The organism is Telluria sp. ZT3P39, from assembly GCF_059685935.1.
This window is the reverse complement of the sequence record NZ_JCASIH010000024.1, coordinates 49,543-62,248: the sequence shown is the minus strand read 5'-3', so window position 1 is coordinate 62,248 and position 12,706 is coordinate 49,543. Positions and strand designations below refer to the sequence as shown.

General features: G+C 66.6%; 10 protein-coding genes and 1 riboswitch. Of the genes, 5 read left to right on the top strand and 5 right to left on the bottom strand.

Features of this window, described 5'->3' with window-relative positions; genetic code table 11:
* Positions 1-183: 183 nt before the first annotated feature.
* The 4 genes from AC56LR_RS18240 to AC56LR_RS18225 form a co-directional block, all read right to left on the bottom strand.
* A complete protein-coding gene (locus tag AC56LR_RS18240) occupies positions 184-3,132 on the bottom strand; it encodes a putative bifunctional diguanylate cyclase/phosphodiesterase (protein ID WP_497132383.1) in 2,949 nt (982 codons plus the stop codon).
* Between the two features lie 109 nt (positions 3,133-3,241).
* Complete coding sequence (locus AC56LR_RS18235) at positions 3,242-4,030, bottom strand: N-acyl amino acid synthase FeeM domain-containing protein (protein ID WP_497132382.1); 789 nt, start codon at positions 4,028-4,030, stop codon at positions 3,242-3,244.
* A 237-nt stretch (positions 4,031-4,267) separates the two neighbouring features.
* The gene (locus tag AC56LR_RS18230; RefSeq protein ID WP_497132380.1) at positions 4,268-5,116 is read right to left on the bottom strand and encodes a PhzF family phenazine biosynthesis protein; all 849 of its coding nucleotides are present in this window, start codon (positions 5,114-5,116) and stop codon (positions 4,268-4,270) included.
* Between the two features lie 64 nt (positions 5,117-5,180).
* Positions 5,181-5,654 (bottom strand): VOC family protein, encoded by a 474-nt coding sequence (locus AC56LR_RS18225; protein ID WP_497132378.1) that lies wholly within the window; start codon positions 5,652-5,654, stop codon positions 5,181-5,183.
* 133 nt (positions 5,655-5,787) lie between these two features.
* On the opposite strand from AC56LR_RS18225, the gene AC56LR_RS18220 reads away from it, so the two are divergent.
* Together AC56LR_RS18220 and AC56LR_RS18215 are read left to right on the top strand one after the other, a co-directional pair.
* The gene (locus tag AC56LR_RS18220; RefSeq protein ID WP_497132377.1) at positions 5,788-6,075 is read left to right on the top strand and encodes an autorepressor SdpR family transcription factor; all 288 of its coding nucleotides are present in this window, start codon (positions 5,788-5,790) and stop codon (positions 6,073-6,075) included.
* Positions 6,076-6,083: 8 nt separating this feature from the next.
* Positions 6,084-6,734 carry an SdpI family protein gene (locus AC56LR_RS18215; RefSeq protein ID WP_497132375.1) on the top strand — a complete coding sequence of 217 codons (651 nt, stop codon included), beginning with the start codon at positions 6,084-6,086 and terminating at the stop codon, positions 6,732-6,734.
* 28 nt (positions 6,735-6,762) lie between these two features.
* Here AC56LR_RS18215 and AC56LR_RS18210 read toward each other — a convergent pair whose 3' ends face one another.
* On the bottom strand, positions 6,763-7,659 hold the full coding sequence (locus AC56LR_RS18210; RefSeq protein ID WP_497132373.1) for a LysR family transcriptional regulator: 897 nt from the start codon (positions 7,657-7,659) through the stop codon (positions 6,763-6,765).
* 102 nt (positions 7,660-7,761) lie between these two features.
* Between AC56LR_RS18210 and AC56LR_RS18205 the strand changes: the two genes are divergently transcribed.
* The 3 genes from AC56LR_RS18205 to AC56LR_RS18195 all read left to right on the top strand — a co-directional run bounded on the left by AC56LR_RS18205 (position 7,762) and on the right by AC56LR_RS18195 (position 12,703).
* Positions 7,762-8,967, top strand: coding sequence for an MFS transporter (locus tag AC56LR_RS18205; protein ID WP_497132371.1), 1,206 nt, complete (start codon positions 7,762-7,764; stop codon positions 8,965-8,967).
* Positions 8,968-9,340: 373 nt separating this feature from the next.
* The gene (locus AC56LR_RS18200) at positions 9,341-10,312 is read left to right on the top strand and encodes a DUF535 family protein (RefSeq protein WP_497132369.1); all 972 of its coding nucleotides are present in this window, start codon (positions 9,341-9,343) and stop codon (positions 10,310-10,312) included.
* Between the two features lie 63 nt (positions 10,313-10,375).
* A riboswitch (TPP riboswitch) is annotated at positions 10,376-10,481 on the top strand.
* A gap of 92 nt (positions 10,482-10,573) precedes the next feature.
* Complete coding sequence (locus tag AC56LR_RS18195; RefSeq protein WP_497132367.1) at positions 10,574-12,703, top strand: TonB-dependent siderophore receptor; 2,130 nt, start codon at positions 10,574-10,576, stop codon at positions 12,701-12,703.
* Positions 12,704-12,706: the final 3 nt, after the last annotated feature.

The following is a 12,706-nucleotide window of genomic DNA, read 5'->3' as shown; positions in this document are numbered from 1 at the left end:
AAAGAGAGGGCTAACACAGCCATGCATGCACCGCTTTTTTGACAGGGAAGCTAGCAGCAACCCGGCCCGCCTACAAGGAAAATATGTGGGGAAGGGTCAGGACCTGACCCCGAAGTCTGACCCCGAAGTCCCGAAGTCCGAAGTCCCGCTCTACCAAACCGATTCGACTTGCCCGCTCCCGCCTCAATGCAAGTCATGCAGCCGCGTCACGCTTGCCAGGTGCGGCGCCGACTGCGCGCAGATCACCTTCAGCACGTCGAGCACTTCGGGGTCGGTGATGAAATCGGCCGACGACCGGGCCTCGAGCATGCGCTCGGGCGGCAGGGAGCGCGCCACGGCCCAGCCCTGCACATAGTCCACGCCGATGTCCGACAGCGTCTGCACGGTGGCGGCGTCTTCCGCCCATTCCGCGATCGTCTTCATTCCCAGGTTCACGGCCAGGCTCACGATCGCCTCGACGATGGCGACGTTGGCCGGGTGGGCGTTGATGTTGACGATGAAGTTGCCGTCGATTTTCAGCACGTCGGCCGGCAGCTCTTTCAGGTACGAGAACGAGGTATAGCCGGCGCCGAAATCGTCCAGCGCCACCTTCACGCCGAAGCTGCGCACCTGGTCGATGAAGCGGCGCGTGTTGTCCAGGTCATGCAGGGCGACGCTCTCGGTGATCTCCAGGCACAGGCGGCTGGCCACGTGCACGTAGCGGCTCAGGATGTCGAAGGTGTCCTGCACGAAGCGCTCGTCGTTGAGCGAGGCGCCCGACAGGTTCATGCAGACGAAACGGGTGTTCGCCAGCTGGTCGATGTGCTCCGCGATCCAGGCCAGGGTGGTGGACAGCACCCAGCGGTCGATCACGCTGGCGCGCCCGCTCTTCTCGGCCGCCGAGATGACGGCGCCGGCCGGCACGATGCGGCCGTCGGCTTCGCGCATGCGCAGCAGGACTTCGAAATTCAGGGAATCGTGCGGGTGCTTGAGCGACATGATCGGCTGCATTTCCAGCAGCAGGCAATCGGTGGCATCGGTAGCGGACAGGCGCGCCACCATGTCCAGTTCGGCCGCGCGCTGGCGGAAGGCTTCGGCGCCGCGCTCGTACACCACCAGGCCTTCACCGGCCCCCAGCTTGGCTTCGCGGCAGGCGCGGTCGGCGGTGGACACCGCGTCCTTCATGGCGATGCCCGGCGTGACTTCGATCAGGCCGACCGAGCCGCGCACGTGGAAGGCCTTGTCGCCCACCCGGTAAGGGGTGTTGCCGAGGCGGTCGACGATGCCGCGGCAAATGATCGAGGCCAGCGGCACCGCCGTCTCCGGCATCAGGACCACGAACTCGTCGCCGCCGACGCGGCCGATCTGCTGGCCGCCGGCCAGCATGGTCGCCATGCGTTCGCATACCTGCTTGAGCACTTCGTCGCCGGCGGCGTGGCCGAACAGGTCGTTGATCAGCTTGAAGCGGTCCAGGTCGACATAGGCCAGGGCCATCGGCTTGCCGGCCGCCAGGCCTTGGGCAGCCTGCGCGAATTCGCGCTCGATGCCGCGGCGGTTGTAGACCTTGGTCAGCGGGTCGTTGTTGGCCATGAACTGCAGCTGCGCCGTGGCCTTGTACTTTTCGGTGGTGTCCTGCAGCACGCCTTCGATACGGGCGCGCGCCAGCGTGGCGCTGACCAGGAAGCGCTGGGTGCCGTCGCGGCTGGTCAGTTCCATCTCGGCCTCGGCCTTGGCATGGACCTGCTCGTGCAGTTCGGTCCAGGTGCTTTCGGTGAAGAACTGGCGCCATGCGGTGCGGCCGGCAACGAAACTCGTGATGCCTAGCATCTTCTGCAAGGCCGGGTTGACGCTCAGGAAGTGGCCGTACATGTCCAGCGTGAACAGGCCCACCGGCATGGCCTGGTAGGCGTGCTCGAGTTCCTGCTGGGCCGCTTCGCGCTGTTCGGTCTCGGTGCGCATCTGCTCGGCCACGGCCAGCGCCGCCAGCAGGCTCGAGGCCAGCGCGGCGGTGACGCTGTTGATGATGCCGAGCAGTTCGCGCATCCCGAGCGCGGCCGAGGCGACCTCGGCGATCGTGGCCAGGAAGCTGACCGCGAACGAGGCGGCAAACCAGGAGGCGACGCGGTTGCGCGACTCGGCAATGATCTTGAACAGGCCGACCGTCATGACCGAGAAGCAGCACACCGTAATGGCCCACAGCAGCGGCAGGAACATGCCATACGGCAGGAGCATGGCGGCGGCCAGCATCGGCAGGCAGAGCCACTGCATGATGCGCATCGGCAGCATGTAGCGCATGGCGGCGATGTTTTCGCGCAGTAGCGCCTGGTACAGGGTGAGCGTGGCGATGCCGTACAGCGTGATGGTCAGCGAGCGGCTGCGCAGCAGCCAGTCCGACGGCAGGGTCTGGCCCAGCCACTGGATGTCCCAGCCGGCCGACAGCGCGCCCACGCGCAAATTCAGGATCAGCCAGCCGGCGAACAGCACGTACAGCGGCTGGCGGTTGATCAGGGCGGTAATCAGGATGAACAGCGCCAGCACCACCATGCCGCCATCTAACAGCCCGGACTTGCGGTGATACTGCTCGACCGACAGTGCGAACTGGTCCGACGGCCATTGCAGCACCGACAGGCGCGCCGGACCGGCGAAGCGCGCGCGGCACAGCAACGAGGAAGGCAGCGGCGCCAGCTTCAGGGCAAAGCCGGCTTTCGAGGCTTCGACCAAACCGGTACCGGCGCCGCGCGTGGCCGTGCCCAGCGGAGCCAGGCTGCCGGCATCCCAGCAGGCGACTTCCTGCGCATGGCGCGAAGGGAATTCCACCACCTGGGCGCCTAGACGCGGCATCGGCTCGAAGGCGAACCAGACCGGGTCTTCGGACAAATGGGTGTCATAGCCGGTGACCAGGCCGCCGGCTTCGGCACGCGCCAGCGCGGCGCCCGGCCCCAGCGAGGCTTCGGTCTGGACCGTGACGACCATCGACAGCGGCACGTCGCCCACCGTGCCGTACTGGTCGTGCCAGAAAATCAGCGCGATCAGGGAAACGATCCCGATCCCGATCGGAATCAGGTAATAGGCAAAGACCTGCAACACCCGCTCCACCACCGCGTGTGCAGTGGTGGCGATCGAAGAACGGCGTGTGGGTGTTGGAATGGGCATAGGCTGTGTCAAAGCGGTCGAATGCTCCCATCGTTGCCGGGGGGAGCGCCAAAGCGCAAGGATACAGCCTTATATTGATGCAGTCATGCAATATGTTTTAAATATCTCTTCAGGCGAAGGCGAATTCGCGTGCCTGCAACGACGGGTGCGCAGGGACGTGCGCGCGCGGCGCCACCTGGGCCGGCGGCGGCGCGGCCGGGCCGATGTCGATGTCCGGGTGGTGGGTGTTGAAGAAGAAGTTCAGCAGCGGGTGGCGCGCCTCGGTGTAGCGCTGCTCGAAGCTGGCGATCTCGAAGGCCATCACGCGGTGCGGGATGTTGCCGACGTGGCGCAGCGCGACCAGGCCCTGCTCCGGGAACACATCGGTGAACAGCATCTGCTCATACTGGCGGTCGACCGGCGGGCGGCCGGTGGCGACCGAGTAATCGATGGCGTTGTCTTCGCAATACATGAAGCAGGCCTTGACCAGTGCCACTTTGACCATACGGCCGACGCGGCCCTCGTCGATGCCCAGGCGCGTCGCCTCGACCAGGCGTCGGCCCTGCAGCCAGTGCGGCAGCTCGATCGATGCCTCGACGCCCAGCGGACGGTGCAGGTTGCTGCGGATCCGGGTGCTGCCCAGGGGCGAGCCGTCGAGCTTCGATTCGGCCAGCAGGACGATGGTGTCGTCGTCGTAGTCGGCCGCTTCCGGCAGGGCCAGCGTGCGTGCGAATTCCGGCACGTGGCGGGCGTAGGCGGCGTGGCGGACCTGGACCGCTTTCAACAGGTCGGCCTCGGTTTCAACCCGGCGAATGGTGAAAGGCAAGCGCTCGGTGGCGCGGCCTGCCGCACGGGCTTCGCGGGCAGCGCGGACGGAGGCGCCGGCTGGATTGGAGACGACTGGGTCGAACAGCGACATGGCGGGGTACTCCTCGGGTTGAAAGAATGAAACAGAACTTGTCTGTTTCAAATTATCAATCCGATCACTGGCAATCTAATTGCTGAGTAGAAGCACTTTATGCCTTCTATTTATCCTTCTCCTATGAAGGAATTGTCCTACGTCAAACCATGCATGCCAAAAATAGTGTAGAAAACATGCGGGGTGGATAAACGGCGCGCCCGAACCGCTGCGCACCGTCCGAAACCAGCTCCGGAATCACATCGTGCGCGCGGTGCCCGACACCCGGATCGAACTGCCCGGCTCCGGCCCGATCTCGGCCGTCAAGCGCGAGCGCATGCCCATGTCCTCGCCCTGCACCACCTCGATGCGCCCGCCGTGCGGCCAGCCGAGGTCGCGCAGGTAACCGGCAAAGGCCGCGGTGCCCGCGCCGGTGGCCGGGTCTTCCAGCACACCGCCGGAGGCGAAGGGATTGCGGGTATGGAAGCGCTGCGGCGTTTCCGCATACGCCAGTACGACCGTCACCAGGCCATGCCCGTTCATCAGGCGCCGTCCGGCGTCGAGCTCATAGGACATGCGCGCCAGGGCGGCGCGGCTGTTCAGCGCCAGCACCAGGTGGTCGGCGCCGCCATGTACCAGCGCCGGCGGGATGTGCTCGTCGAGGTCGGCGCGGGTATAGCCGAACAGGGCCAGCGCGGCGTCGACCAGCGGCGCCGGGGCCGGCTGGCTGCGGGTAGGCGGCGACTGCAGGCTGGCCACCACGCCCGCGCCCTCGACCCGGCCCTCGACCGTGATGGCCGCCGAATTCAGGGCCAGCGCAAAACGGCCGTCGCCGAAACGGCGGGCCAGCGCCGCGCCCAATGCGATCGTGGCATGGCCGCAGAACGGCACTTCGGACTCGGGAGAAAAATAGCGCACCCGCCAGCCCTCGCCCGCCGGGGCCGCGAAGGCGGTCTCGGAGAAACCGATGGCCTGCGCCAGCTTCGCCATTTCCGCTGGCGGCGGCAAGGCCTCACCGATCCAGACCCCGGCCGGATTACCGCCTGTGCCGCCGTCGTCAAACGCTGCAATGCGCAGCACCTCGTCCAGATTCGCAATGGCTTCCATGGGTGAACATTCTCGTCGTTAAGGAATGCTCATCATAGCGCGCCCGAGGTTTCAACGGGCGTTGCTACCCCATCCCCTGCTGCATGGCCTGGGCCATTTCCTCAGGCGAGACGTCGCGGATATGAGTGGCGATCGACCAGCGGTGGCCGAAGGGGTCTTCGACCACGCCGTAGCGGTCGCCCCAGAACATGTCGGCCGGGGCCATGCGCGCCTTCGCGCCCGCCTCGACGGCGCGCTCGAACAGCTGGTCGACGTGGGGCACGGCCAGGTGGATCGTGACCGGCGAGCCGCCCAGCGTGCTTGGGCCGATGGCGTCCCAGTCGGGAAACTCGTCCATCAGCATCACGGTCGAATCGCCGATGCGTACGGCCGCGTGGGCCAGCAGGCCGCCCGGACCGGGCAGGCGCATGATCTCTTCGGCGCCGAAGGCGCGCCGGTAGAAGTCGATGGCCTCGGCCGCGCCGGCGCAGACCAGGTGCGGGGTGACGGTGTGCATGCCGTCTTCGACGGGCTTGACTGCGGATTGGGGGGCATTCATGGCATCTCCTCGGGTTGGACAAGCTTAATGACCTTAGCCCCGACTGAAGGTTCAGGCAATCTCCAAAAGGCTTGACCCGGGCGCATGCTGCGGCTAGTATTTAGACATTCATCTAATTAGAGAACGATCAAACATGGCGGGACCGCTGAACGAGGTCTTCAAGGCGATCGCCGATCCGACGCGGCGCGAGATCCTGCGCCTGCTGCGCAGTGAAGAGATGAGCGCGGGCGACGTGGCGGCAAGGTTCGACATGACCAAGCCCACCGTGTCGCACCATTTTGCGGTGCTCAAGGCCGCCGGCCTGATTACCAGCCGGCGCGACGGGCAGACCATCTGGTATGCGCTCGACACCACGGTGCTCGAGGACGTGCTGGCCTGGTCGATGGACATGGCGCGCGGCGCCAAGGGAGACAAACAATGAAGAAACCGATGTCGAAGCGATTCCTGCTGCTGTTCCTGGCCGTGGCGCTGTTGACCCTGAACCTGGTGCTGGCGCTGTATCCGGAACTGCCGTCCCTGATCCCGGTGCACTGGAATGCCGACGGCGAGGCCGACCGCTGGGGCCCGCGTTCGATGGTGCTGCTGTATTCGGCCGTCATGCTCGGGTCGGGCGTGCTGTGGCTGGTGCTGCCCAGGCTCTCGCCGAAACGCTTCGCGGTGGAGGAGTTCGAATCGACCTGGTGGTATGTCGGCATGGTCACCGTGTCCTGCTTCGCCTACCTGCAGTGCGTGCACCTGTGGGGCGCCTGGAAGCCCGGCTTCAACGTCGACCGCGCCATGCTGGGCGGCCTTGGCATGTTCTTCATCCTGGCCGGTAACGTGACGGGCAAGGTGCGCCGCAATTTCTGGCTCGGCGTGCGGACGCCCTGGACGCTGGCCAATGAACGCGTGTGGTATGCGACGCACCGGTTCGCGGCCAAGACCATGGTGGCGGGCGGGGTGGTGGCCTTGATCGCGGTGCTGTCCGGGTGGCCGACCCTGGTGGCGCTGGTGGCGCTGGCTGTCGGGGCGCTGGTGCCGGTGGGGTACTCGCTGGTGTATTACAAGCGCCTGGAACGGGCCGGGACGCTGGAGGCGTAAGCCGCGTTTTCGGCAGTGCCTGCTTTGTTCACCGATCCAGCACGCCCTGCAAGCGCCGCACCAGGAAATCCACCAGCGCCGCCACCCGCGGCGCCAGGGCTCCCTGCCTGTAGAACACCGCCCACACCGGCTGCGTCCACCCCAGGGTCGCCCCCTCCAGTACCGGCACCAGCCGCCCCTGCGCCACATCGGCCCGCGTCAGGAAATCCGACAGCGACGCAATCCCCGCCGCGCCCAGCGCCAGGTGGCGCACCGTCTCGCCGCTCGATGCCGTCACCGCCGGCGTCACCGTCCACCCTTCCCCGCCGGCGTGCTGCAGCGGCCAGGTATTGAGCGACGCCGGCGCCGTGAATCCCAGGGTCCGATGCGCTTTCAACGATGCGGCATCCGGCGGCGTCCCATGCTTCTCGAGATACGCCGGCGCGGCCAGCACGCGCAAGCGCGTCGTGCCGAGGCGGCGCGCGTTGAGCGTGGAATCGGGCAGCGCGCCGATGCGGATCGCCAGGTCGGCGCGCTCTTCGATCAGGTCCACATAGGTCTCGCCGCTGACCAGTTCGAGCTGCACCAGTGGGTAAGCGTCCATGAACTCGGCCACCAGCGGCGCGAGCAGGTGGTCGAGCGCCGGGGTCGCCGCATTCACCCGCACCAGTCCCGCCGGCTGCGACCGGCGCGCGGCCGCTTCCAGCTCGGTGTTGGCGAGATCGGCCAGCAGGCTGCGCGCCCGCCCCAGCAGCCAGCTTCCCTCTTCCGTCAGTTGCAGGCGCCGCGTCGTGCGGTGCATCAGGGTCATGCCCAGGTGGTCCTCGAGGCGCGAGATCGTGCGCGAGACGCCCGAGGGCGTCTGCCCGAGGCGCTCGGCAGCGGCCGAGAACGAACCGGCATCTATGACTGCGGAAAATGCAATCAAGGCCTCTACATCGATCATTTGTGACTCCGGGTCAAAAGTCAATTGTACGCCAGGGCATTTTTCTTCTGCTTGCGGCGCAGCACACTGCACCCCTCACTACAACCGCACCAGGAGCACTCCATGCCACTTGCACTCTGGGCGCTGACACTCAGCGCTTTCGCCATCGGGACCACCGAATTCGTCATCGTCGGCCTGATTCCCACCATCGCCGCCAGCCTCGGCGTGTCGGTGCCTTCCGCCGGCCTCCTGGTGAGCCTGTACGCGCTGGGCGTGGCCATCGGCGCGCCGGTGCTCACCGCGCTCACCGGCCGTATCCCGCGCAAGCAGCTCCTGATCGGCCTGATGATGCTGTTCACCGTCGGGAACCTGGTGGCCTGGATGGCGCCCGGCTATGCGGCCCTGATGGCGGCGCGCGTGCTCACCGGGCTGGCGCACGGCGTGTTCTTCTCGATCGGTTCGACCATCGCCACCAGCCTGGTGCCGAAGGAAAAAGCGGCCAGCGCGATCGCCCTGATGTTCACCGGCCTGACCGTGGCCCTTGTTACCGGCGTGCCGCTCGGGACCTTCATCGGCCAGCATTTCGGCTGGCAGGCGACTTTCCTCGCCGTGTCGCTGCTGGGCGTGGTCGCCATGATCGGCAGCTGGATCCTGGTGCCCTCGAACATCGCCGGCAGCAAGCCGTCCAGCCTGTTGACCCAGCTGGCCGTGCTGCGCAAGCCGCGCCTGCTGCTGGTGTATGCCATCACCACCCTCGGCTACGGCGGCTCCTTCATCGCCTTCACTTATCTCGCACCGATCCTGCAGGAGGTTTCTGGCTTCGCGGCGTCCAGCGTGGGGCTGGTGATGCTGGTGTATGGCGTCTCGGTCGCGGCCGGGAATATCTGGGGCGGCAAGCTGGCCGACCGCAAGGGTCCATTGGCCGCGCTGCAGATCGTGTTCGCGCTGCTGGCCCTCGTGCTGCTGGCGCTGGCCTTCACCGCGCCGAGCAAACCGCTGGTGCTGCTCACGGTGCTGGCCTGGGGCGCGGTCGCCTTCGGCAACGTGCCGGGCCTGCAGGTGTATGTGGTGCAGCGCGCCGAACGCGATGCGCCGGACGCGGTGGACGTGGCATCCGGCCTGAACATCGCCGCCTTCAATGTCGGCATCGCGCTGGGCGCCTGGGGCGGCGGCCTGGTCGTCGAGCGCTTGGGACTGATGGCCACGCCCTGGATCGGCTCCCTGATCGTGACCGGCGCCTTTGCCCTCACCACCCTGGCCAGCTGGCTCGACCACCGCGACGGCGCACCAGGCAAACCACCGCGCAGCGCCGCCGTCGCCAGCCATTGATCAGCGCGCCGGAGGCGAAGGCCAGCAAAAAAGTTCTTCCACCATCGCGCTCCTCCGGGGTGTTTCGGCCTGGCGCAATGAGCGGTGATGAATTGGCAGCGTGGCGCCGCACAAACATGGTAGTCTTGTACTGCCTGTCAGGCGAAAATAAAAAGTCAAACAATCGAGAGAGACCACATGACCGCCTCTTCTGACCCAGGTTTCAGCTCCTCCTTCCTTTTGCACTATCCGGGCACAAGCTAGCGTTTCGGCAGATAATGCTTTGCGGAATTAACTTTCCGCAAAGGCAGCCCGTCATCCGTGACGGGCATCGAGTTAAAGACAGGGGCGCGCTTTCCGCGCCCGCAACTTTACGCCGAATGGAGCGCCCCGCATGATCTTCGCTCACCTGACCAAGCATTGGCTTGCCCGCCGCAGCCAGTACACGCCCGCTTCCTGGATGCTCAGCATCGCGCGCAGCCTGCGCGTGCTGCGCTACTGGCGCGAGCACCAGGCCCTGTGCCGTCTCGACCTGGTGCGCCGCTTCGTCGCGGCCGCGCCCAACGACGACCTGTTCCACCACCTGAGCCATCGCAGCTACCTGGCCAAAGACCTGAGCGCGCGCCAGCGCGTGCAGTGTGCGCTGTCGCATTACCGCTTCGAAGACACGACCTTCAGCAACGCCTATCACCAGCTGGTGTACGGCAGCGGCGGCCTCACGCTGTGGCAGCACCAGGCGCAGCTGGAAAGCGGCGAGCACGAGTTCCTGCTGCGCCTGGAAATGGCGCCGCGCAGCGATGCCGAAGGCGACCTCACCATCTCGCTGGTTGCCGACGGCAAGTACCTGCACCGCCTGTCGTATAGCTGGGTCGATGGTCAGCTGGCCGGCGTTGAACTGCCCACGGTGCCTTTCGTCACGCGCAACCAGGGCCGCTGGCTTGATTCCGGCGCCGCCTTCGCCGCCTTCGAAGAAACCTTCCCGAACAATTCGCCGAGCTTCTTCTGCTTCGCCGCCATGCAGGGCGTGGCGCAGGCGGTGGGCATCGACCGCGTGGTGGCCATCAAGTGCACCTCGCACATCGCCTACAATCCGCTCGACACCAAGCATTTCGAGAACGCCTACGACGGCTTCTGGAAGGTGCTGGGCGGCGTCGAGATGCCGGGCCGCAGCTACCTGGTGCCGCTGCCCTTCTACCTCAAGCCGCTGTCCGAGATGCCGTCCAAGCACCGCAAGCGCGCGGCGCAGCGGCGCGAATACTGGCGCGCTATCGGCGACTCCACCCGTTCCACCATGCTGCGCCACATGGCGCCGGCGGTGAGCGCCCCGGCGCGCGCGGTGGCGGCGCCCGCGACTGCGGAAGCCTGAGCCTTCGCTGCAGGCTAGGTGCTTGCCAGATTCGCCACGCCCGCCCGGGACCGTGGTACACTGCCGCCTCGCTAGGGGTCCTGGACGTGCAATTGCACGATTCGGGTGAGAGATACCCTTCGTACCTGATCTGGATAATGCCAGCGAAGGAAAGCGCAACGCAGTTCCCCACCTTGTTTGCCCTTCCCCCACGTTGGCTCCGGCTTTTCATAAAAGCAGCGCGCCGCATCGTTCTCGTGGCGCGCGAAGACGAGCAAACACATGACATTCAACCTGAAGCAATCCGTTCTCGCCTGCGCCGTCCTGCAGGCATTCTCCGCAACCGCGTCGGCGCAGCAAACCGAAAACGTCGCCTCGGTGGTCGTCACCGGCAGCCGCTGGGTCGCCGGCGACCGCGCCGGCATCGGCGGCTTTTCAGATGCGCCGCTGCTCGACACCCCGGCCGCGATCAGCGCCCTGACCCGCACCCAGATGCAGGACCTGTCGATCCGCAACGTCACCGATGCGGCCCGCTTCGACGCCTCGGTGGGCGACGCCTATAACGCGGTCGGCTATGCCGAACAGTTCTCGATCCGCGGCTTCGCGCTCGACAACGCGACCAGCTACCGCAAGGACGGCATCGCGATTCCGGCCGATACCCAGATCCCGCTCGAAAACAAGGAACGCATCGAGACCCTGCGCGGCCTGGCCGGCCTGCAGGCGGGCGTCGCCGCGCCCGGCGGCATGGTCAATTTCGTGACCAAGCGCCCGACCAATTCGCCCCTGCGCTCGGCGCTGGTGGAAGTGAGCGAACGCGGCACCCTGCACGGCTCGGTCGACCTGGGCGGCCGCTTCGAGGACCGCCGCTTCGGCTATCGGCTCAACGCCGCGGCGGAAAGCCTGAAATCCTATGTGCGCGGCGCCGACGGCGAGCGCCAGTTCGCCTCCCTCGCCTTCGACTGGCAAATCGCACCGGACGTCCTGCTGGCGCTCGACCTCGACCACCAGCACCGCTCGCAGATCACCGCACCGGGCTACCAGTTGATTCGCAACGAGACCCTGCCGGCCGGCGTGTCGCCCAAGACGCTGCTCAACGCCCAGGCCTGGACCCGGCCTGTGGAAACCACCAGCCGCAATCTCGGCCTGCGCTTCGAATACCGGCTCAATCCCGACTGGACGGCCACCGTCAACGCCAACAAGCACTGGTTCGAGCGCGACGACTACACCGCCTTCCCTTACGGCTGCAGCAACGAGGGCGACGGCTACTATCCGGGCTACTGCTCCAACGGCGACTACGACGTCTACGACTACCAGAGCGTCGGCGAGCGCAAGACTCCGTGGGGCGCGCAAGCCATGCTGCAGGGCCGCCTGGCCACTGGCGCGGTGCGTCACGCATTGACGGTGGGCGCGGCGATGTCCGAACGCCACGACAGCTTCGGTGAATACGTCTACGACTACGCCGGCTACAGCAATATCTACGACAACCTGCAGGTCGATCCGGCGCCCGGCAATCCCGCCACCGGCCCGGTGATGGAACGCCGTACCGACCGCGAGACCTCGCTGTTCGTGCAGGATGTCGCCACGCTGTCGGAACAGTTCACGCTGCACGCCGGCCTGCGTTACGTGAAGCTCGAGCGCGACGAACTGGCCGAGATCGGCCAGGCGCGCGTCCAGGCCAATGACGCCTTCGTGCTGCCGAGCGTGGCGCTGGTCTACAAGCCGGCGCGCGACTGGAGCGTCTACGGTTCGCTCAGCCACGGCCTGCAGCACGGCGGCATCGCCGGGATGGGCGCCACCAACGAGAACACCGCCCTGCCTCCGAGCCGCTCGAAGCAGTTGGAGCTGGGCGTGAAGGGCGTCGTGGGCAATGCAGTCATGGTCTCGGCCGCGCTGTTCGACATCAGGCAGGGCCTGGAATACGTAAACGCCGCCGGCACTTTTGTCCGCGCCGGCGCGCAACGGCATCGCGGGCTCGAACTGGCGGCGCAGGGCAAGCTGGGTGCGGACCTGAACTACAGCCTGTCGATGATGGCGCTGGACGCGAAGCAGACCGGCACCGGCGACGCCGATGTCGAAGGCAAGCGCGTCACCAACGTGCCGGAGTACCGTTCGACTGCGTGGATGGAATACGCGGTGCCGGCGGTGGCCGGCCTGAAGCTCGACGCGCTGTGGCAGTATTCAGGCAGCAAGGCCTTCGATCCGGCCAACCGCGCGGTGGTGCCGGGCTACCACGTGGCGGGCCTGGGCGGCTCGTACGCCTTGAAGTTCGGGAGGATGACTACCGTCCTGCGCGCCCGCGTGGACAATGTGTTCGACACGTTTTACTGGCGCGACGTGACGCAGTCGCTGGGCGGCTACCTGCTGCCGGGCGTGCCGCGCACCTTCCGCCTGTCGGCCCAGTTCGACTTCTAGCAG